The sequence below is a fragment of the Segatella copri genome (assembly GCF_003465495.1).
In the GTDB taxonomy this organism is placed as follows: domain Bacteria; phylum Bacteroidota; class Bacteroidia; order Bacteroidales; family Bacteroidaceae; genus Prevotella; species Prevotella copri_G.
The window spans coordinates 1-21,958 of sequence record NZ_QSAV01000056.1; the positions used below are offsets into that span (position 1 = coordinate 1).

The 21,958-nt window shown below is 45.5% G+C and carries 16 protein-coding genes; 7 read left to right on the forward strand and 9 right to left on the reverse strand.

Annotated elements, in window-relative coordinates:
• Positions 1–522: 522 nt before the first annotated feature.
• Positions 523–2,787, reverse strand: coding sequence for a glycoside hydrolase family 3 C-terminal domain-containing protein (locus DWV53_RS13325; protein WP_118154822.1), 2,265 nt, complete (start codon positions 2,785–2,787; stop codon positions 523–525).
• Between the two features lie 551 nt (positions 2,788–3,338).
• Between DWV53_RS13325 and DWV53_RS13330 the strand changes: the two genes are divergently transcribed.
• From DWV53_RS13330 to DWV53_RS13350, 5 genes are all read left to right on the forward strand, one after another.
• Positions 3,339–6,602 carry a SusC/RagA family TonB-linked outer membrane protein gene (locus DWV53_RS13330; RefSeq protein WP_118085652.1) on the forward strand — a complete coding sequence of 1,088 codons (3,264 nt, stop codon included), beginning with the start codon at positions 3,339–3,341 and terminating at the stop codon, positions 6,600–6,602.
• A gap of 29 nt (positions 6,603–6,631) precedes the next feature.
• Positions 6,632–8,188, forward strand: coding sequence for a RagB/SusD family nutrient uptake outer membrane protein (locus DWV53_RS13335; RefSeq protein WP_118154825.1), 1,557 nt, complete (start codon positions 6,632–6,634; stop codon positions 8,186–8,188).
• A gap of 72 nt (positions 8,189–8,260) precedes the next feature.
• On the forward strand, positions 8,261–9,637 hold the full coding sequence (locus DWV53_RS13340; protein ID WP_147468801.1) for a hypothetical protein: 1,377 nt from the start codon (positions 8,261–8,263) through the stop codon (positions 9,635–9,637).
• Positions 9,638–9,726: 89 nt separating this feature from the next.
• Positions 9,727–10,881, forward strand: a complete 1,155-nt coding sequence (locus DWV53_RS13345) for a family 16 glycosylhydrolase (protein ID WP_118154831.1) — start codon at positions 9,727–9,729, stop codon at positions 10,879–10,881.
• Between the two features lie 192 nt (positions 10,882–11,073).
• Positions 11,074–11,970 (forward strand): DMT family transporter, encoded by an 897-nt coding sequence (locus DWV53_RS13350; protein WP_118154834.1) that lies wholly within the window; start codon positions 11,074–11,076, stop codon positions 11,968–11,970.
• Between the two features lie 143 nt (positions 11,971–12,113).
• On the opposite strand, the gene DWV53_RS13355 is transcribed toward DWV53_RS13350, so the two are convergent.
• From DWV53_RS13355 to crcB, 8 genes are all read right to left on the reverse strand, one after another.
• Positions 12,114–12,860 carry a peptidylprolyl isomerase gene (locus DWV53_RS13355; protein WP_437181753.1) on the reverse strand — a complete coding sequence of 249 codons (747 nt, stop codon included), beginning with the start codon at positions 12,858–12,860 and terminating at the stop codon, positions 12,114–12,116.
• 74 nt (positions 12,861–12,934) lie between these two features.
• Positions 12,935–13,297 (reverse strand): hypothetical protein, encoded by a 363-nt coding sequence (locus DWV53_RS13360; protein ID WP_022120298.1) that lies wholly within the window; start codon positions 13,295–13,297, stop codon positions 12,935–12,937.
• A gap of 155 nt (positions 13,298–13,452) precedes the next feature.
• Positions 13,453–14,307, reverse strand: a complete 855-nt coding sequence (locus tag DWV53_RS13365) for an HAD family hydrolase (protein WP_118154840.1) — start codon at positions 14,305–14,307, stop codon at positions 13,453–13,455.
• A gap of 200 nt (positions 14,308–14,507) precedes the next feature.
• Positions 14,508–16,412 (reverse strand): molecular chaperone DnaK, encoded by a 1,905-nt coding sequence (dnaK, locus tag DWV53_RS13370; protein WP_118154843.1) that lies wholly within the window; start codon positions 16,410–16,412, stop codon positions 14,508–14,510.
• A 332-nt stretch (positions 16,413–16,744) separates the two neighbouring features.
• Positions 16,745–17,776 carry a recombinase RecA gene (gene recA, locus DWV53_RS13375; RefSeq protein ID WP_118154846.1) on the reverse strand — a complete coding sequence of 344 codons (1,032 nt, stop codon included), beginning with the start codon at positions 17,774–17,776 and terminating at the stop codon, positions 16,745–16,747.
• Between the two features lie 21 nt (positions 17,777–17,797).
• Positions 17,798–19,039, reverse strand: a complete 1,242-nt coding sequence (locus DWV53_RS13380; protein WP_006848470.1) for a saccharopine dehydrogenase family protein — start codon at positions 19,037–19,039, stop codon at positions 17,798–17,800.
• A gap of 30 nt (positions 19,040–19,069) precedes the next feature.
• Positions 19,070–19,678: a DUF6621 family protein gene (locus tag DWV53_RS13385; protein WP_117586401.1), complete on the reverse strand. Its 609-nt coding sequence runs from the start codon at positions 19,676–19,678 to the stop codon at positions 19,070–19,072.
• A gap of 224 nt (positions 19,679–19,902) precedes the next feature.
• Complete coding sequence (crcB, locus tag DWV53_RS13390) at positions 19,903–20,283, reverse strand: fluoride efflux transporter CrcB (protein ID WP_118154849.1); 381 nt, start codon at positions 20,281–20,283, stop codon at positions 19,903–19,905.
• 204 nt (positions 20,284–20,487) lie between these two features.
• On the opposite strand from crcB, the gene DWV53_RS13395 reads away from it, so the two are divergent.
• Both DWV53_RS13395 and DWV53_RS13400 read left to right on the forward strand, forming a co-directional pair.
• Entirely contained in the window at positions 20,488–21,111 is a 624-nt protein-coding gene (locus tag DWV53_RS13395; protein ID WP_118154852.1) for a vWA domain-containing protein, read from the forward strand.
• Positions 21,112–21,221: 110 nt separating this feature from the next.
• Positions 21,222–21,569, forward strand: a complete 348-nt coding sequence (locus tag DWV53_RS13400; protein WP_118154855.1) for a hypothetical protein — start codon at positions 21,222–21,224, stop codon at positions 21,567–21,569.
• The last annotated feature ends 389 nt before the right edge of the window (positions 21,570–21,958 follow it).

Sequence of the window (21,958 nt, forward strand, 5' to 3'; positions counted from 1 at the left end):
ATAAATATATAAGTATATATAATACTTACAGATTGAAAGTAGGGGAAATGCATGTACCCCTCCGCTGAAAACTGTCACAACTGTCACAACTGTCACGCTTTAACGCTTTGCTCTTTTTCCCCGAAGATCATCTGAATTCTTGTTACTAGAAATGATATGTCAAGTTTTTTTGTAAGCAGCACGCAAACTTGCGAAATCTTAGGAGTAAATGCTGCAGATACCCATGCACGGTGTTTTATCGTATTATGTGAGTTAACTGTACGATAATCAGTATGTTAGTTGTTTTAGAAATGAGTAAATGCTTTAGGTACCCATGTGTCGTGAAACACGACACATGGGTAGTCATCTGATAATCAGAATATTGATATTTTTGGAAAATCCCCGTTCCTACGCGAGCTTGTCAATGGATGAAAAGCAGGGGAATACAATAAAAGCTTGTTACGGCGTTTCACCGTAACAAGCTTTTATGCGTTATATTTATTTCTTTTCTCCGTTCAATTTCTCAGAATCGAATCATTCTTTTTAAAAGAGCTCGAAGGCTTTCTTGAGCTTCAGGTTATCGGCTGCATTACCAACAAGAGCCTCAAACTTTCCGGCTTCAGCCTTCCAGGATGAAGATGCCTCATCGTAGAAACTGAGGGCCTCTTTGCTGATGGTGATGCTGATATCCTTGCTCTCACCTGGCTGGAGATAAACCTTCTGGAATCCCTTCAGCTCCTTCTGAGGGCGGTCTACTGATGACTTGACATCGTGGATATAGAGCTGAACCGTCTCGGCTCCGGCATGCTTTCCGGTATTCTTTACGTTTACGGTAAAGGTGATTGTGCCGTCCTGCTTCATCTGTATCTTGTCGCTGCGCAGATTAGAGATGGCAAACTGGGTGTAGCTCAAGCCGTGACCGAATGCAAAGGTAGGCTTGATGCGCTCCTTATCGGTCCAGCGGTAACCTACATAGATGCCTTCCTTATATTCCTCATCAATGATGTTGCCCTTCGTGCTGGCTCCACCTTCCTGACGCCAGGTTCCCGGATAGGTATTGAGTGCATGAGCACCTGTTTCCTTCAGCGAGTTGACCCATGTAAACGGCAACTTGCCGCTAGGGTTGGCATCGCCTGTAAGGATGCTTGCAAGGGCTTCGCCGCTCTCCGAACCGATGAACCAGCCCTGTACGATGCCGGCAACCTTAGCCTTCCAAGGCATAGCTACCGCATTGCCCGAGATGTTGACATAAACGAAGTTTCTGTTTGCCTTAGCCAAAGCCTCGATCAGCTTATCCTGATGGTATGGCAACTCATAATGCTTGCGGTCGTGACCCTCACAGTCCTGGAAATCGCTCTTGTTCAGACCACCAAACATGATGATATAGTCGGCAGTCTTGGCTTTCTCTACGGCTTCGGCTATCAGTTCAGCCTCGCTGCGCTTGTCTTCCAGGTTCTGGCCGGTTGTAACGCCATTGTAGTTGCCCGTTACATCGCCCACATATCCGCGGGCATAATCTACCTCGATGCCGTCCTTGCCCAAGCGTGTCTTCAGGCCATCGAGAGGCGAAATCTCGCGCTGTACCTTGAGCGAAGAAGAGCCTCCGCCTACGGTCATCATCTTGATGGCATTCTCGCCCACTACCAGCACGCGCTTAGCCTTCTGGGTGTTGATAGGGAGCACATTGTTCCTGTTCTGGAGCAATACGATGCCTTCCTCTGCGATCTGTCTGGCTGCTGCATAATGGCTCTCGGAACAGAGGAAACCATGAGGGCGGTTCGGATTCATCGTGGTGCGATAGAAGAGGCGCAATACGCGGCGCACCTTATCGTCCAGCTCCTTCTGGGTGAACTTGCCTTCCTGTATGGCCTTCATGTAAGGCATGGAGAGATAATAGTTGTCGTAGGCATTGGTAGCGCCCATCGTAAGACCGTCTGTCCAGGTGCCGAACTCCATATCCAGCCCGTTCTTTACAGACTGCTCCAGGTCGTGGGCACCGCCCCAGTCGCTTACCACGACACCATCATACTTCCAGTCGCCCTTCAGAATCTTGTTCAGGGTCCACTGGTTGTGGCAGTTGTGCTCATTCTTATATAGGTTGTAGGCTCCCATGATACCCCATGTCTTACCCTTCTCAACAGCCGCCTTGAAGGCAGGGAGATAGATTTCGTGGAGAGCACGGTCGCTGACAATTACGTTGACCTGATGGCGGTATTCCTCATCGTTGTTCAGGCAATAGTGCTTTACGCAGGCTGATACGCCCTTAGACTGCAATCCCTGAATATACGGCACTACCATGATGCTTGCCAGGAACGGATCTTCGCCCATATACTCGAAGTTGCGGCCGTTGAGAGGCGTGCGGTAGATGTTGACGCCAGGACCCAGAATCATGTTCTTGCCGCGATACAGGGCTTCTTCGCCCAATGCTTCGCCATAGATGCGGCTCATCTGCGGATTCCATGATGCGGCAAGACAGGTGAGGGCAGGGAAGGCTACACAGGAGTCGTTGGTCTGGCCAGCCTGTTCCCACTCATCCCACAATACGTCAGGACGCACTCCGTGAGGTCCGTCATCCGTCCAGAAGTCAGGAAATCCCAAGCGTGGTACACCGGCTGATGAAAACTTGCTCTGAGCATGGATGATGCGTATCTTCTCTGCCAGCGTCATGCGGGAGATGGCATCATCGATGCGCTGCTCTACCGGCTTGGTCTGGTCGAGATAGACTGGCAATTGTCTGGTAGTCTGCTGTGCCTGAGATGGAGCGATGGCTGCAACCGACAGGACACATGATAAAATGAACTGTTTCATAAGTATGAATATTTATTATGGTTTGTTTATTTCTTGCAGTTGTTTGTTATGCACACCGCCTCTCACGTCTTTTGTGTGTTTAGGCGTATTTGCTCATTCATCTGCAAAATTACTAAATAAATAATGAAAAAATGGTGGGTGATAAGTGAAAAGTGGATGGGTGTAAAAATGGGACTTTTATAAACCGCTGATAGTTAGGGAAATAAATGTGTTGTGGTGCGAATGAAAAGTGGCAGAGTGTGAACACTGAAAAATACTGATGTAACTTTTTAAGGGTGTTCCAGCCTCATTTCCTTTATTTTAAGCCATCCACTTTCATGTAGTTGTTAGAGACTATTAAGTGTCTGAAAATTAACAATATAGATTATTTTATAAAAGTTTTCTTTCCACTTATCTGTTGAAGGTGCTAGGAATTATCAAAAAATCATATTATATTTGCAATCGAAAACACGGCTTAACTCATTTTAGGAACTGCACTGCCGCACAGTCTTAAACATTATTATAATAGAGTGAACTAACAAACAGATATTTTTCTAAACTAATAATCGAATATGAAAACAAAAAGTCTATTGCTGGCGACTGCATTATTGATGTCGACGTCAGCGCTCGCACAGAAAAACACCTTTAAGGGTGTCGTGTTGGATGACCTGGGTGAACCCGTTATCGGAGCCACCATACAGGTTAAAGGCGTCAAGGGTGCCGGTGCAATTACCGACCTTGATGGTAACTTTGTCATTGATGCAGATGCTAACCAGACCTTGGTTATCACCTACATTGGCTACAAGGATGCAGAGATTCGTCCTTCAGCCAACATGAAGATTACTCTGAAACAAGACGACAAGGCTTTGGATGAAGTGGTTGTTGTAGGTTACGGTGTTCAGAAGAAGAGCGTGGTAACTGCAGCTATCGCTAAAGTGAGCACCGAAGATTTGGCTGGCAAGAGCCCAGTGCGTGTTGATAACGCATTGAAGGGTCTGGCTGCCGGTGTCAACGTAACCTCTTCTTCAGGACAGCCTGGTGAGGGTTCCAAGGTTCGTGTACGTGGTACAGGTACCATCAACAACTCTGACCCTCTCTATATCGTAGACGGCATGCCTATCGAGGGTGGCTTGGATTATCTCAACCCTAGCGACATCGAGAGTATCGAGGTGCTGAAGGATGCCGCTTCTGGTGCCATTTATGGTGCACGTGCAGCCAATGGTGTTATCCTCGTTACTACCAAGAAGGGTAAGATGGGCAAGGCACAGATTAACTATAACTTCTCTTACGGCTGGCAGAGCGCATGGAAGAAGCGCGATGTAACCAGCGCTACCGATTATGCAATCCTTCAGAATGAGCGTGCCGTAAACGGCGGTCAAGCTCCAGTTTTTGCAGACCCTTATGCATTGACAGATTCCAATGGCAAAGCAATTAATGGTTTCGGTACTGATTGGCAAAACCTTGTTTTCAATGACAATGCGCCAGTGCAGAATCATGAGGTGAGCATCAGTGGTGCCTCTGAAAAAATCAACTACTATCTCTCTATGGGCTATTACAAGCAGGAGGGTATCGTAGGCGGTAACTACGGACAGAGCAACTATGAGCGCCTCTCACTCCGCTCTAACAATATATATAATGTGATGGATGCATCGAAGGAGCGCAACTTCCTCAATAAGCTCGATGTAACCGTCAATATGGCCTATACACGTGTCAAGAGCACCGGTATCTCAACCAATTCAGAGTTTGGCTCTGTGCTTGGCAGTGCCCTCTATATGGCTCCAACATTGGCTCCAACTGTTACAGATGGGAATGTAGCAAAGTCTTATTATGACAAACTGGAAGATCCAAACGTTTATGATAGTGAAGGAAAAGTAATAGGTACACGTGATTTTTATGAAATTCCTCGTGATGCCAATGGTAATTACTATACAATTCCAGGTATGGCTGGTACCTATCAGGAAATGAACAACCCATTGGCTATGATGAGTATTCCTGCAGCCAAGAACTGGTCACATAAGTTTGTGCCTAAGTTTTCCATCGACCTCCAGTTGTGGGACAACTTGAAATATCATTTTACTTACAGCGCCGACCTCAGCTTCTGGGGTACAGACAGCTATGTGGCTTCTAAGTACTACTTGTCTGGTAATAACAAGCAAACCCACACCTCAGCTTCCAAGAGCTCTAGCAAGGGTATCAACTGGCAGGTGGAGAATACTTTGACTTACGACAAGACCATAGGTAAGCATAGTTTTGCTGTGGTGTTAGGTCAGAGTGCCATGAAGAACAAGAGCGATTACCTAGGTGGTAGCCGTTGGAACTTGGTGAATGTGAACAAGCCTTCTATCGACTATGCAACAGGTAACTATGTGCAAACTATCGTTACTGATGAAGAAGGAAAGATAATCTCTGTAGGAACTCCTACCATTCAGCACTCTGTATATGGTGGTAATAATGTGGTTCATACCATTTCTTCTCTCTTCGGTCGAATCAGTTACAACTATGATGAGAAGTATATGTTCCAGGCAACTGTACGTCGTGATGGATCAAGCCGTTTCGGAACCAATAATAAGTATGGTACTTTCCCATCTGCATCTGTTGGATGGAACATCATGAATGAAAAATTCATGGAGAGCACTCGCGATTGGTTGAGCAACTTGAAGTTCCGTGCCAGCTGGGGTAAGAATGGTAACGATAATATCGGTGATTTCCGCTACACAGTGCTGACCTCTATGGGTAACAATGTGCTTTTCGGCAAGAACGCCACCAAGTTTAATGGCTCTAAGGCAAACGCCACAGCCAATCCTGACTTGAAGTGGGAGGAAAGTGAGCAGACAGACATCGGCTTCGACTTCGGCTTCTTCGGCAGTGCCTTGACATTCAGTGCCGATTACTATGTGAAGAAGACCAACGGTATGTTGATTACCATGCCTATCCCAAGTTATGTAGGTGAGACAAAGCCTATCGGCAACGTGGGTGATATGAAGAACTCAGGTCTTGAGTTTGAACTCGGCTACAAGTGGCACATTTCTGATGCTCGCTTCAATGCCAAGGCTAATGTAAGCTACTTGCACAATGAGTTGACCAACCTTGGTAATGACACTGGTTATATTGACCTCGATACCTTCCAAGGTCTTTCAGGTGGTGGCACCCGTGGTAGCAATGGTCAGCCTTTCCCATATTTCTATGGTTATAAGACCGCTGGTGTATTCCAGAACATGGATGAGGTGAAGGCTTATGTCAACAAGGATGGTAATATGATTATGCCAGATGCACAACCAGGTGATGTCCGCTTCGTTGATGTGAATGGGGATGGTAAGATTAGTGCAGACGACCGTACCAATATCGGTAACGGCACACCAAAGTGGACCTTCGGTTTCAACCTTGGTGCTGAGTGGAAGGGATTCGACTTCAACCTCTTCCTGCAGGGCGTGACAGGCAACAAGGTGTTTGATGCCACTTATCGTACAGATGTCTACTCAGGTAACTTCCCGTCTTGGATGCTGAGCCGTTGGACAGGTGAGGGTACATCCAACAAGTATCCTATCCTGAAGGCTGGTGATGCAACCAACTGGCAGGTATCAGATCTCTATATTTGTGATGGCTCTTATCTCCGTGTGAAGAATATCTCATTGGGTTATACTTTGCCAAAGAACTTGACACAGAAGCTCTCCATCAGCTGTTTACGTTTCTATGTGATGGCGGAGAACTTGATAACGTGGACAAAGTATTGGGGCTTCGACCCAGAAATTTCTTCTGGTGGTACCTCTCTCGGTGTTGACCGTGGTATCTATCCACAAGCACGCACCTACACCATCGGTTTCAATCTTTCATTCTAAATGTAGAACATCTTAAAACATTGACAATTATGAAGACAATGAAATATATAGCACTCGGTGTGATGGCAGCCAGTATGACCTTGGCAACCACATCTTGTAGCGACAACTTCCTTGAGGTAGAGAACCCATCGGGTGAGCCTCTGGAGGAATATTATACCACAGATGAGCACATCAATGAGGCTTTGAATGCTGCTTATGACCCTATCCACTGGCCAGATTGGGGATTGGGACAGTATAATGCTCTTAATATCGATGCCGAAATCATGGGCGATGACTTCTGGGTAGGAGGTAGTGACAAAAATGATAACCAACAGTGGCATATGCTGTTTAACTTTGAGGCGAATGCTAGCAACACATTGAGTTCACTTTGGACAGTTGATTACTCTGGCATCAAGCGTTGCAACGACCTCTTGAAGTATATTCCTTGGGCTGCGGGTAATCTCACCGCAGAAAATAAGGCTTCCTATGAGATGCAGGGACGTGCCCTCCGAGTATATTTCTACAACAACTTGTGGCATTACTTCGGAAATATCCCTTTCTATCTTGAGAATTTGAGCATTCCATATACAGCTCCTCAGTTGAAGGCAGACGAGGTGTATAATAATCTCATTACCGAGCTTGAGGCAGTCATTAACTCTAAGGTTTTGCCTATGCGTTGGGATGACAAGAACAGCGGTCGTATGTCTCAGGCGATGTGCTACATGATGTATGCCGAAATGGTAATGTACCAAAACGATAAGACCCGCTATCCAAAGGCATTGCAATATATGCAAGAGATTATCAACGACAAGAGCGAATATGGATTGATGGATAATTTCGCCGACATTTGGAAGGAAAGTGGTGAATGGTGCAAGGAGTCAATTTGGGAAATCAACTACGAGGATGGTAACAACGAGCGTGGTTGGAGTTCTCCATTGGCTATCGGTGGCACAATTCTTCCTACTTTGATTTCACCTAATGCATGGCCAGGTGGTGATGGCTGGGTGAAGCAAGCCAGCGATGGTTGGGGCTTCTTGCCTGTAAGACAGGAAACATACGACTTGTACTCTGACAATGACACTCGTCGTGCAGCTACTTGCTGGGATTGTCGTGGAATGGGTACTGATGGTGATGCTGATGATACGCATTATCATAAGCGCTATCAAGATACAGGTCTTTGGTTGGCTAAGTACCGTCCTTTTACTGAGAACAATGCCGATGCAGGTTTCGATACCAATCTGAACTATAACAACAACTATCGTTTCTATCGTGTAGCCGAGGCTTATCTCAATGCTGCAGAACTGTTGCTTGAGACTGGTGGTGATGCTGGCTTGGCAAAGGATTATGTGAATAAAATCCGTCGTCGAGCAGGAATTGCAGAGCTTGGAGCCGTAACTCTGGATGATGTTATCAATGAGCGCCACTTGGAGTTTGTAGGCGAGGGTAAGCGTTACTTCGATCTCGTTCGCACAGGCAAGGCTGCTACCGTGTTGGTACCAGACAGCTACGGCTATCGCACCAACTCCTGGACAGAATCCAAGAAGTATATTCCTATCGCACAGGCTGAGCTTGATTCCGACCCGGCTTTGGTTCAGAACAATTATTAAAACTTATTAAGGTAGAGGAACAATAGTTTCCTCTACCCCCTAATAAAATATTAACTTTAAGATTTCAGCAATATGAAAAAGATGTTTCGAAATATGGCTTATGCTCTTCTGGGTGGATTGATGCTCAGCGCATGTTCTGCAGAGGAGTTCTCTGGTGCCAACGGTGAGTTGCCTAATGTAGCCGACTTCGCCGACAACTTCAAGATAGATGTTGACCAAGAGACCAACACCGCCAACTTCACGTTTGATAGCAAGGCAGGCATTACTCCGGTATGGGTGATAGATGGTGCCTATTCTTCTGCTTTCAACCTCTCTAAGTATTATCGTAAGAAGGGAACATACGATGTGGAGTGCTTTGTGAAGAATCGCAATGGTATTAGCAAGGAGAGCGTCAAGAAGCAATTCACGGTGGAGAAAACCAAGATGAATGGCTTCGCAGGTTTCGTAGAGGATAGTGAGTTTAATCTCTTCAAGAAAATTTCTTTCCCTGAAAAACCTTCTGCTGGCTATTATGCTCCAGGATGGAGCCAAATTGCTGACCCGGTTTGTAGCTACAGCAAGGGATGCTATACATTGAAGCTCCCTGAGGCAACTACCGAACGTTGGCAAGCTCAGGTTCCTTTCACCAACTTAGGTATCTCTACTTCTGCTGACAAGCACTACGATTTCTCTGTCATCTTGACATCAAACTTGGGTCATGGTGGTGTGAAGGTTAAGCTCTGCCAAACAGACGATGATGATGCTATCTTGATGGATAAAGACATAAAGTTGGAGGCAGGTGAACCAAAATGTCTCTTCGGCTCTGACCTCGACGGTGTGGACATCTCAAACTTGAAGATTGTCTTCGATTTTGGTGGCAATAAAGCTGGCGATGAAATCATGATAGAGAGCCTTGTATTGAAAGATCATGCCAATGATGACGGAACGGAAGTACCAGAGGAAATCAAGGTGCCTTTCGACTACAATACAGCGGGCAACCTTTGGAAGGCTGTGGATGAGGCTCAATCGTTTGTAAATACCAATTGGTTTGGCGATGCAGGTTGGGGAGCTATAGATTGTTCTCCGGTTATCACCCATAAGGGCAGTAAGCATACAATTGTTATCCCAGTTGAAACTCCAGCTGAACAATGGCATGCACAGTGGGCATTAACAGAGGCTCCTATATCTATTAAGATGGGTCAGAAGGTGGATTTCTCTTGCAAGGTTACTACTACAGCTAAGTTGCCTTTAGCAACATTTAAGTTGTGTGACACAGGTAATGATGACAGCTATTTGTTTGCTGATATGTATCAGAACGTTAATGGTGAATATGTGGTTCGTTATGACAATGCGACTATCCAAGGTAGTAAGGCAGGTGATATGGAGAAAGTGAAGCTTGTTATGGACTTCGCTGGCGCGCCTGTTGATGCAGAAATAACTGTCAGCGATATCGTTTTGATTGTGAAATAGGCTTTAGGTTTTATAGGTTTATATAGAATTATACAGGAGCTGCTCCTATGAATAAGTAGGAGTGGCTCCCTTTCTAAATTTTAAATGACATGAAATTCTTGAAAATATTTTCCTTCCTTCTCTCGCTTATGCTGCTTTCTTGCAGCAGCAGCTCTTCTGACGGCGATGGAGAGGTGACGATATCCTGCTCTCCTACGAGCATAGATGTTCCTGCTAAGGGCGGTACTTATAAAATCATGATTGTGGCTTCTGAAGGAGGCTGGGAGGCGAGAGCATCCTTCCCTGGAGAAGGTCCTACGGCAAATGTATACCCTTGGTTTAAAGTGAGTACCAGCGGTAATAACAAAGCTATGGGTATGGTAACTGTAGATGTGGAAGAGAATAAATCGTCTGTAGCTCTTGACGGAAGTGTCGAGATTTCATTAGAGGATAAGAAGGTATCGGTGCCAGTGCATCAGGCTGGAAAACAGGTCACTCCTATTGAAGGGGGCGAAATGGTGATTCCTGAGGGGTACAAACTGGTCTGGAATGATGAGTTTAATGAAGGCTCTGAGTTGAATAGTACCGATTGGCGTCATGAGGTGCAGAAGGCGGGCTGGGTGAATAATGAACTTCAGAATTATGCGAACGGCTCTGCTGATGGTAAGCGTGTAACAGAAATTGCAGATAACCGGCTTTATATCAACTGTTTCAAGGGCAGCAACGGCAAGATTTATTCGGGTCGCGTATATGCTCACGAAACCCAGGGCTGGCTTTACGGTATCTTCGAAGCTCGCATCAAATTGCCTAAAGGTAAGGGCACATGGCCTGCTTTCTGGATGATGCCTTGCAACAATGATTTCGTAGCAAATCCTTGGCCTAAATGTGGCGAGATTGATATTATGGAAGAGGTTGGCGTTAATCCTAACTATACTTCTTCGTCGCTCCATACAGAGAAGTTTAATCACGTGATGGGAACCCAGATTACCAAGGAACGTCTGACTGCGGGTGCTGAAGACGGTTTCCACGTTTATCGCCTGGAGTGGACTCCTGATTATATCAAGACCTATGTGGATGGTAAGGAACTGCTCAATTTCAACAATGACGGTAAAAATGATGTGGGTTCATGGCCTTTCAATAAACCATTCTATGTTATCCTCAACCTGGCTTGGGGCGGTGATTGGGGCGGCATGAAGGGTGTTGACGAAAGCGCCCTCCCTGTTCAGATGGAAGTGGATTATGTGAGAGTATTCCAGAAAAAATAAGGCTTGATTTTTTAACTATATAAATAATAAAGGTCTTAGGATAAGTCGTACCTGCACTTACTCCTAAGACTTTTTCTTTTGTTCCAATTTCGCTCTTTTTATTGTCTTTTTCTGCTTTTCTTGCTTACAATTTGCTCATTTCGAATAAAAGTTATAATTTTGCAGTTGAATTTCAAAAATCAGGAAAATAGAATGAAACAGAATAATAGTAATTTATTATATCATCTTGTGGCTTTTATCACCGTAGCTATCTGGGGAACCACCTTTGTTTCTACCAAGGTGCTGATGCTGAATGGACTTTCGCCAGCACAGATCTTTACGCTCCGTTTCAGTATCGCATACATGATGATGCTGATGGTGAATCATAAGCGGATGTTTGCTGATAGCTGGAAAGATGAGTTTAAAATGGCGATGCTGGGTATTACGGGCGGTTCGCTCTATTTCCTGAGTGAGAACGAGGCGATGAATTATACCACAACGACCAATACTTCGCTCATCGTATGTTCCTGTCCGCTCTTTGCTACCTTGCTGGTTCGTCTGGCTTATCGCCATTCTTCGCGCATCAACATGATACAGTTGTTGGGCTCTCTGCTTGCTTTTGTAGGTATGATTATCGTGGTGCTGAATGGCAGATTCGTGCTGCATCTGTCGCCTGTTGGTGATGCCTTGGCGTTTACGGCATGTATGTGCTGGGCTGTCTATTCGCTCCTGATGAAATCGGTATCGGGCGATTATGGCGCAGCTTTTATTACCCGCAAGGTATTCTTCTATGGTGTGCTTACCATCTTGCCTTATTATCTTATTATCCCTGGGTGGCCGGCATGGGATGTATTTATGAAGCCTCAGGTGGTGGGTAATCTCTTGTTCCTGGGCTGTTTGGCATCCATGATATGTTTCCTTACCTGGAACTGGTGTATCTCTAAGCTGGGAGCCGTGAAAGCTACCAACTGGGTTTATTTCAACCCTATCACCACTATGATTTTCGCCTCTCTGGTATTGGACGAAAAGATAACTCCTTACTTCCTGGCAGGTGCCTGCTGCATTCTGGCAGGTATGTATATTGCGGATAGAATGACGAAGTCGGAATAAAAAATGACGAAGGAGGGATAAAAAGAGGGTGTGTCATAAGTCACATCCCATACGCCCAGAAAGTTCAGTTATATAATATTTGTTTAGGTTTTTATTAGGCGTTCCGCCGGATTTACCGTCCGGCGGAGCGTTATGGAGATTTCTTATTCCTCGATGACAGAAACCTGCATAGAAACATCCTCTTTTGGGCGATCGCCACGCAATGTTTCGCAGTTCTGAATCTTCTCTATCACGTCAAGTCCTTCCTCTACTTCACCGAAAACGGTATATTGGTTATCGAGGAAAGGAGTTCCGCCTATTTCTGTATAAGCCTTCTGCTGCTCCTCGGTAAACTTAGGATAGCCCTGCTCCTTGCAGCGCTTCTTGGTTTCATCCACCAGTTCGTCCTGGAGTTTCATCAGCCCCTCACGGTCGCGGTTGCGGCGGAAGTTCATAATTTCATCATGATGTTCTTTGGCAAGCTGGTTGAAGATGTTCTGTTCCATCTGCATGCCCATCTGCTTTTCCATCTGCTTCAGTTCATTCTGCTTGTAGGTCTTTCCCCATACAATATAGAACTGGCTACCGCTGCTCTCTCGCTCCGGGTTTACCTCGTCACCAAGACGGGCTGCACTCAAGGCACCACGCTTGTGGAAAAGTTGTGGATAAACGAACTCGGCAGGGATGGTATAGTCAGGACCACCTGTGCCCAGCATCTTGCCTTTAGGAGCGCCTTTGCTGTCAGGGTCGCCGCCTTGAATCATAAAATCCTTGATGACACGATGGAAGAGAGTGCCATCGAAATATCCCTCCTTTGCCAACTTCAAGAAGTTGTCACGATGTTGAGGTGTCTCGTCGTAGAGGCGCACCTTGATGTCGCCCTCTGATGTCTTTATCAATACTTTAGCCATAATAATTTATAATCAGTATATTTTATTAATCGGTATATGTCGTAATCAGTATGTTCTTTTTACTTTTTACCTTTTTACTTTTCGTAATACTCATTCCACTCCTTCATAGCCTCCTGCCAGTCGGTCTGTTCACCGCTGGCTACGGCTTCTTTCTGTCTCTCTGCCTCGTCGCGAGCCTTATCTCGGGCACGTTTTGCCTTCATTGCTTCGATGGTGGCATCGTCGAGAATCTGGATGGCGCCACGCTTGATGGCTGCCTGTAACTCCTCTTCTCCGAAAGCCTTGCCAGGCTCATTGAAGTCAGAGATATTGAATTCATAATCCACACGAAGGTCGTGGCGTATCATTTTCTGTTGTAAACGGTTGCCTGCGTTCTTGAGTCGCAGCAACTTGCCGATTTCCTTGATTTCTCCTGCTGAGTATTTGTTTCTTCCCATTAATATGATTTGATATTATTATTTTTGCGTGCAAAATTAAGCATAATCCTCGACAAAACCAAGAAAAGTTTCAAGGAATTCACAAAAGAATCCCTTTCTCCCTTTACTTTCTTGCCCTTTTTACCCTTTTACCTTTTTACTCTTTTACCTTTAAATTACTTCCATGCCTTCTTCTGGTTCAGTTCTATCAGACGGTCGAATTCAAAGTCGGCTTTGATTTTATCCAATATTCTCTTTACGATGATATTCATCACGCTTCCTTTGCTGTAGTTGGCTGAGCACATGAAGTTTACCCGTCCCTCCTTGACAAGCTGGCAGGCTGTTTTCTGTTTATCCTCGTTATCATATACCGCAATCGAGTGGCCGCCATGTTCCTTTACCATCTTCATGCAAGGCACATCGGTTTCTCCATCTCCGAAGTATATCATTCGGGGGAAAGGGATAGGGCGCTTTTCGTCGGGGATATACTGGTTCACTCTTCTGTTGTCGCTCACCTGTTTGATACCCTTGTTGATTTTGAAGAGGAATTGCGTTTTGGTAGTATAGTCTACGGCTACGGCTGGCCAATAGGCGATTCCCTCCTTATTGTAGAGAAAGGAGCAGGCGTAGATGTTCTCAAATTCGTGGGCGATAGGTGTGCCCTCTATCATCTCCTTCAGTCCCGAGGAGTTGATGTAGTGCTTTACGTCCAGTCCGATACTGTTGCCATATTCATTCACGAGCGAAAACCATTGTTTTACGCCGCGGAACAGTTCTACATCCTTGCCGAATTTCTGAAAAGATTCCCGGGTGAGCGAGATATTGTTCTTCTTGGCTTCGTCGAGCATCAGATACATATAGGTCAAAATGCCGTTGGCATCCTTACCCTCTGCAAACTTTCTGTTTTTCTCCCAGAACTCGTCTTTTGTCTTGCCTGTAGCCTGTATGAATCCAAACTCCTGCATATTGCCAGGCGACAGTGTGCCGTCGAAATCATAAACCAGCGCTACCTGTGGTCTCTTCTTTGTCATATCTCGTTCTCCTTTCTTTTATATTAACCTTAAACTATCTATCTCTTTCGGGCGATGTTCTATCTCCCTTAATTTGCAAATATACATAATTTTCAGCGAATTAGCAAACTATTGGGATATAAAAAACCATAATGAAACAAAAAAGGCGTACAAAACTCATTTCTGAGCATTGTACGCCTTTATTATAATATTAGTCTGTATTACTTAACCTCCTCGAAGTCAGCGTCTTGTACGTCCTGAGCGCCATCATTGCCGCCCTGTGCCTGCTGACCACCCTGTGCACCCTGAGGACCTGCCTGCTGGCCACCCTGATACATCTGCTGAGAAGCAGCCTGCATGACGGTGTTCAAGTTGTTGATAGCTGAATCGATAGCTGCAACATCACCTGCCTTGTGAGCATCCTTCAACTGCTGCAAAGCCTGCTCGATACCTGGCTTTTTGTCAGCTGGAATCTTATCACCGTTATCCTTCAGGAAGTTCTCGGTGGTGAAGATCATGCTGTCAGCCTGGTTCATCTTGTCAATCTTCTCGCGCTCAGCCTTATCAGCAGCAGCGTTCTGCTCTGCCTCAGCCTTCATGCGGTTAATCTCGTCCTCGCTCAAGCCAGATGAAGCCTCGATGCGGATGCTCTGCTCCTTACCGGTAGCCTTATCCTTAGCTGATACGTTCAAGATACCGTTGGCATCGATATCGAAGGTAACCTCAATCTGAGGAACACCACGGCGAGCTGGAGCGATACCTGTCAGGTTAAACTGGCCAATGCTCTTGTTCTGAGCTGCCATTGGGCGCTCACCCTGCAATACGTGGATGGTAACCTCTGTCTGGTTATCAGCTGCTGTAGAGAATACCTCGCTCTTCTTGCAAGGGATGGTAGAGTTAGCATCGATGAGCTTGGTCATCACACCACCCATAGTCTCGATACCGAGAGTCAATGGAGTAACGTCGAGCAATACGATGTCACCAACACCCTCTTCCTTGTTCAGGATGGCACCCTGGATAGCTGCACCTACTGCAACAACCTCATCTGGGTTAACACCCTTAGAAGGCTCCTTGCCGAAGTAGTTCTTAACGAGTGTCTGAACGGCTGGGATACGGCTTGAACCACCAACCAGGATAACCTCGTCGATATCTGATGTAGAGAGCTTAGCGTCACGAACGGCATTCTGGCAAGGTACCAAGCAAGCCTGAATCAGGTTGTGAGCCAACTGCTCGAACTGTGCACGGGTCAAAGTCTTAACCAAGTGCTTTGGCATACCGTCTACGGCTGTGATGTATGGCAAGTTGATTTCGGTAGATGTAGAGCTTGACAACTCAATCTTAGCCTTCTCAGCTGCCTCCTTCAAACGCTGCATAGCCATAGGGTCCTTGCGGAGATCTACGCCTTCTTCAGCCTTGAAGCCATCAGCCAACCAGTTGATGATTACCTGGTCGAAGTCATCACCACCCAGGTGAGTATCACCATTGGTAGAAAGTACCTCGAATACGCCACCACCGAACTCCAGGATAGAGATATCGAATGTACCACCACCCAAGTCGAATACGGCAATCTTCATATCCTTGTTAGCCTTGTCAACACCGTAAGCCAAAGCTGCGGCTGTAGGCTCATTTACGATACGCTGAACGTTCAAACCTGCAATCTGACCAGCCTCCTTTGTAGCCTGACGCTGTGAGTCAGAGAAGTAAGCAGGAACTGTGATAACAGCATCTGTAACCTCCTGTCCGAGATAATCCTCTGCAGTCTTCTTCATCTTCTGGAGAACCATTGCAGAAATCTCCTGTGGAGTATATTTACGACCCTCGATTTCAACACGTGGATAACCACCCTCGTTTACTACTGTGTAAGGCATTGCCTCAGCCTCTTTCTGGCTCTGAGCGTATGTCTCACCCATGAAACGCTTGATAGAATATACTGTGTTCTTAGGGTTTGTGATGGCCTGACGCTTAGCAGGATCACCTACCTTGCGGTCACCATCCTTAACGAAACCTACTACTGATGGAGTAGTACGCTTACCTTCACTGTTAGCGATTACAACTGGTTCGCTACCTTCGAAAACGGCAACACAACTGTTTGTGGTACCCAAGTCAATTCCAATTACTTTTCCCATAATTATATCTTTTTTTTATTTTTATCGTTATTAATATGTTATTTATCTCATGAACTGCTGGCTAATGGAAGTCTGCCGAAGATATGCATCTGTCGGGAACCTCTCTATTCAGCGTTCACGCTTTCCGTCATAACAAAGCATGTGCCAAGGGATTGTAAAATTTAAAGTGGCTGACAAGGTGTCAGATAATGCTGACAAAATAAAAGGAATCAAGATATGGGAGGCGATAAAATGTCGCATTCTCCCTATCTTGATTCCTGTAATATGATTGAGAAATCTTTCTTTTCAGATAAAGCTCCTATATATAATAAGGTGTAAAACCTTATCTGGCTTTATTTCTGTTCCTTAGCAGCAAGTGCTTCGCGAACCTTAGCTTCCAGTTCATCGAGAAGTTCAGGGTTATCCTTGAGCAATGCCTTGCAGGCATCGGCACCCTGTCCGAGTTTAGAACCGCCATAGCTATACCAGCTGCCGCTCTTTTCGATGATATCGTTGACTACAGCCAGGCCGAATACCTCGCCGGCACGGCTGATGCCTTCGCCAAACATGATGTCGAACTCTGCCTTGCGGAAAGGAGGAGCCACCTTGTTCTTTACTACCTTCACGCGAACCAGATTACCTACTACCTCATCGCCGTCCTTGATGGCTGTTGCCTTGCGGATATCCAAACGCACTGATGCATAGAACTTCAATGCATTACCACCGGTGGTTGTCTCTGGGTTACCGAACATTACACCAATCTTCTCGCGCAACTGGTTGATGAAGATGCAGGTAGTGTTGGTCTTGCTGATGGTAGAAGTGAGCTTGCGGAGAGCCTGACTCATCAATCGAGCCTGAAGACCTACCACATTGTCACCCATATCGCCTTCGATTTCCTTCTTAGGAGTCAAGGCGGCAACAGAGTCAACAACTACGATGTCTACAGCAGCAGAACTGATCAGCTGGTCTGCAATCTGCAACGCCTGCTCACCATTATCTGGTTGTGAAATCCACAAGTTATCAACATCAACGCCCAATTTAGCCGCATAGAAACGGTCGAAAGCGTGCTCAGCATCAATGAAAGCAGCGATACCGCCAGCCTTCTGAGCCTCTGCGATGGCATGGATAGCCAATGTTGTCTTACCGGAAGATTCCGGACCGTAAATTTCGATGATACGTCCCTTAGGATAACCGCCTACGCCCAGTGCATTGTCGAGAGCGATACTGCCTGTAGGGATAACTTCGATATTCTCAACGTGCTCATCTCCGAGTTTCATGATAGAGCCCTTACCGAAGTCCTTTTCTATCTTAGCCATGGCTGCCTGAAGAGCTTTCAGTTTGCCTTCATTGGGATTCAATTTTCCCTCTTGCATTTCTTTTGCCATATTCTTATTTTAATTTAAAGTTTAGTCGATTTCCAAATCGCCATCAAACACCTCGTGCCATGGCAATCCCTGCTTGTTCAACTGCTCCATGAATGGATCTGGGTCGAACTCCTCTACGTTCCATACGCCTGGCTTCTTCCAGATGCCCTTGAGGAACATCATGGCACCAATCATGGCTGGCACACCGGTGGTGTAGCTTACGCCCTGCATACCGGTTTCGTTGTAAGCCTCCTGGTGCTTGCAGTTGTTATAAACGTAGTAGGTGCGCTCCTTGCCGTCTTTCTTGCCACGGATGCGGCAACCGATAGATGTTTCGCCGTCATAGTTCTCGCCGAGATCCTGTGGGTTAGGCAATACGGCCTTGAGGAACTGCAGAGGAACAATCTTCACCTTGGCAGTCTTGCCTGAACCGTCTGCCAATGGAGCCTCGTATTCGATTTCGTCGATGCGGCTCATGCCGAGGTTCTGGATGCAGTCGAGGTAGGTGAGATACTGCTGACCGAAGGTCATCCAGAAGCGTGCCTCCTTGATGGTAGGGTAGTTCTTCACCAGACTCTCCAACTCCTCATGGTGCATCAGATAGCTCTCGCGAGGGCCGATGTTAGGGTAGGTGAGAGGCTTGTGGATAGAGAGTGGGTCGGTTTCAATCCATTCACCATCCTTATACCAGAGTCCCTTCTGGGTAATCTCGCGGATATTGATTTCTGGGTTGAAGTTGGTTGCGAAAGCCTTGTGATGGTTACCGGCGTTGCAATCCACGATGTCGAGCACCTCAATCTCATCGAAGTGATGCTTGGCTGCATAAGCGGTGAAGATGCCTGATACACCTGGGTCGAAACCGCAGCCGAGGATAGCGCAGAGACCAGCCTGTTCGAACTTATCCTTGTATGCCCACTGCCATGAGTACTCGAAGTGAGCCTCGTCCTTAGGCTCATAGTTAGCGGTATCCATATAGTTGCAACCGCAAGCCAGACAGGCATCCATGATAGTGAGATCCTGGTAAGGCAAAGCTAGGTTGATGACAAGCTCAGGCTTGTAGCTATTGAAGAGAGCCTTCAACTGCTCAACGTCGTCGGCATCCACCTCAGCTGTCTGAATATCCATCTTGTAGCCCTTGGCATGGATATCCTTAACCAGCTTATCGCATTTTTCCTTGCGACGGCTAGCAATCATAAACTCGGTGAAAACGTCCTGGTTCTGGACGATCTTGAAGGCAGCCACGGTAGCCACGCCACCTGCGCCTATCATAAGTACTCTACTCATTTTTTATCTTTAATGTTAAGTGTTTAATGTTTACTTTATCTCATTTGCCGAAATTCCCAGGGCATTCATGAGCGAATATCCAAGAATCTCCTGTCTGAAGTTGCCGCCTGGCATGGGCTGCATGGCAAAGAGTGTGATGCGCTTGTCATCGTCATCTACCTTGCGGAGTATCTCGCGGAGTCGGTCGTAAGCATCTCCATCCTCAGAATTTGGGATTACCATCACTCGCTTCACCTCCTTGGCGTTGCATACGGTGCGTGCCACATCTACGAGGAAGTCATCCTTGCCTACCATCTTTTCCTCTGTAGGATAAGAAGAGATGATGAATTCTCCGAGCTTATCATCCTTGAAAGCTTGAGCGTTCAGATCCTTCTCATAGTTGGCAGGGCGGAAGTTCTTCATCGCCATCGACTGCTTGTCGTGGATAAGCACAACCTGTGTCTCGTGCTCGCCCTCTCTCAGACCTCCGTCAAGGGCAATGCAGACTGCCCATTGTGCCATATCGGCTGGTTGGATGCGACGGTTAATCATTCGTTCAAAGTTGACTATCAGGTCGAAAGCCACTCGGTCGATATAGTCGGCGTCAGCGATAATTACATTCTCGCTCCATTTTATATTGTTTGTATCTAATGTATTCATTGGTGCAAAAATTAAGCAAACGAGCATGATGAAAGCTTGCTTTCAAATTGTCGAATGCAGATTATTTCTGCAAATTTACGAATAAATTTCGTAATTAAGGCATTTTGGAAATATAAAATAATAAAAAAGATAGTATTTTCATCATTTCTTCATTTGATGGAATACTATCTTCAGTATATTCTTCGGCAATCTGAGCCTTTTTTCTTCTATTCTCCTACTTCTTCTCATGCAATCATTTCCGCCAGATAATGTCCGGCGAGAACGGCGATAAGTCCCAGCGCCAGACTTCCGAAGAGATAGAGCATCATATAGAGGTAATTCTCTTCTTTCATCAGTCCTGCTCCCTCGTTCATAAAGGTAGAGAAGGTAGTGAATCCTCCGCAGAATCCCGTGGTGAGCAGCAGTTTGGCAGATGGCGACATCCATCCCCCTTCCCGCCAGTTCAATCCCGAGAGGAACCCGATGATGAGGCATCCCGCCACATTCACCGCCATCGTTCCGAAAGGAAAGGCAATCACCGTGCAGGATTGCACCAACTTTGAAATCCAATATCTCATGCCGCCTCCGAAGAAACTGCCAATGCTTACTATCAATATTTCTTTCATCTCCTTATATAATATATGTATAATAATTTGGTGCAAAAGTACGGGTTTTATTTCTACTGACAAAAATATTTTTGGAAAAAAGATAATCCTTTTCTTAATTTTTCCCTCTATTCTTTCTTTTAAGGGATAAATAGAAGCAGGGAATAGTTCTTCTTGCTTATAAAATTATGTTGAACAATTTAAAATAAATAGGAGAAACAAGTTATGAAACGAGTATTCAATCTTTTGGTAGTAGATGAGAGTGGCAGCATGAGTATTATCGAGCGCCAGGCACTGGTGGGCATCAACGAGACCTTGACCACGATTCAGAAAATGCAGAAGACGCATAAGGATATGGAGCAGCGGGTTACGCTCATCACCTTCGACAGCACCCACAAGAATCTGTTCTATGATAATGTGTCTGCTCTTCATATTAAGCCTTTGAAGTCAAGGGATTACAATCCATGTGGCGGCACCCCTCTTTACGATGCCATCGGCATGGGCATCGCCAAGATCAATGCCTTGACCACCGAGGATGACAGCGTGTTGGTGACTATCATTACAGATGGTGAGGAGAACTGCAGCGAGGAGTATAATCTGAAGATGATCAAGAACCTCATAGAGAAGCTGAAGAAGCAGAACTGGACCTTTACCTTCATCGGTACCGATGATCTTGATGTGGAGAACATTGCTCATGGTATGGGCATCGACAATCATCTGCAGTTCTCAGAAGATGAGGCTGGCACCAAGGCGATGTTTGCCAGAGAAAACAGAGCCAGGGAGCGCTACAACAAATGCCGTGCGATGGATTGCAAGATGGAAGCGGGTAGTTATTTTGAGGAGAAATAAAGAACGTACCATCTCATAAATGTCCTGGTTTTATAAATGATGGCAATAGCAGATTATTACTAGGCAATACATTTGTTAAATGTGTATAGTTACGAATTAATATTGTTTATATGTATAAAGATGTTTATATTGGTCTTGCACATGACAAGGCATTTGATTTTGACAAAAAAGGCAATTGGAATGGCTATATGCCTACGTTGCTTTATGGAAAGAACGTCCCGTATGAATATTTGGAGGGAGGCAATGTAATCTACTGGGACTTGGTGAACAATCCGTTGTGTAAGCAACTTGATTGGGGCAGTTGGAGATTGAAACGAACAGCCAAAGATATGGTTCTTTTCCTTGAACAGTATAAGGATAATAAATATGCCAAATATCTGATCGGGAATATAAGGGTGAATTTCATTGATAATGGATTAGAAGATGTTGAACTGGTTCTTGAAGCAGTGGAAACATAGCTTTTTGTTTTCTGGCGATAGATAATGAAGAATAGGAATTTTGTAAAAAATAAATTCTAAAAGGTAATTATATAAAGACTCCAACTTGTTAGGATAACTAATAAGTTGGAGCTTTTATATTTAATTCTGACTATAAGGTTGTTTGAGTCTTCAATAATTCTTCTAATTGAATTCCTGGAAATTACATGGCGACGCAGGAATCTCTGTGTCCTGACGTAGGAAAGATTACGTCGCCATGTAGTAAAGTCTACATCGGGACGTAATTTTTGGGGTATCTATAAGGTATCATATCAGATTCTTTTTAGATTTAGCGTCGAGTTTATACGCACACGAGAAAAGTTTTTTTATGAAAAAGAATGACTAAAAAAGCAAAAAATAGCAGATTTGGG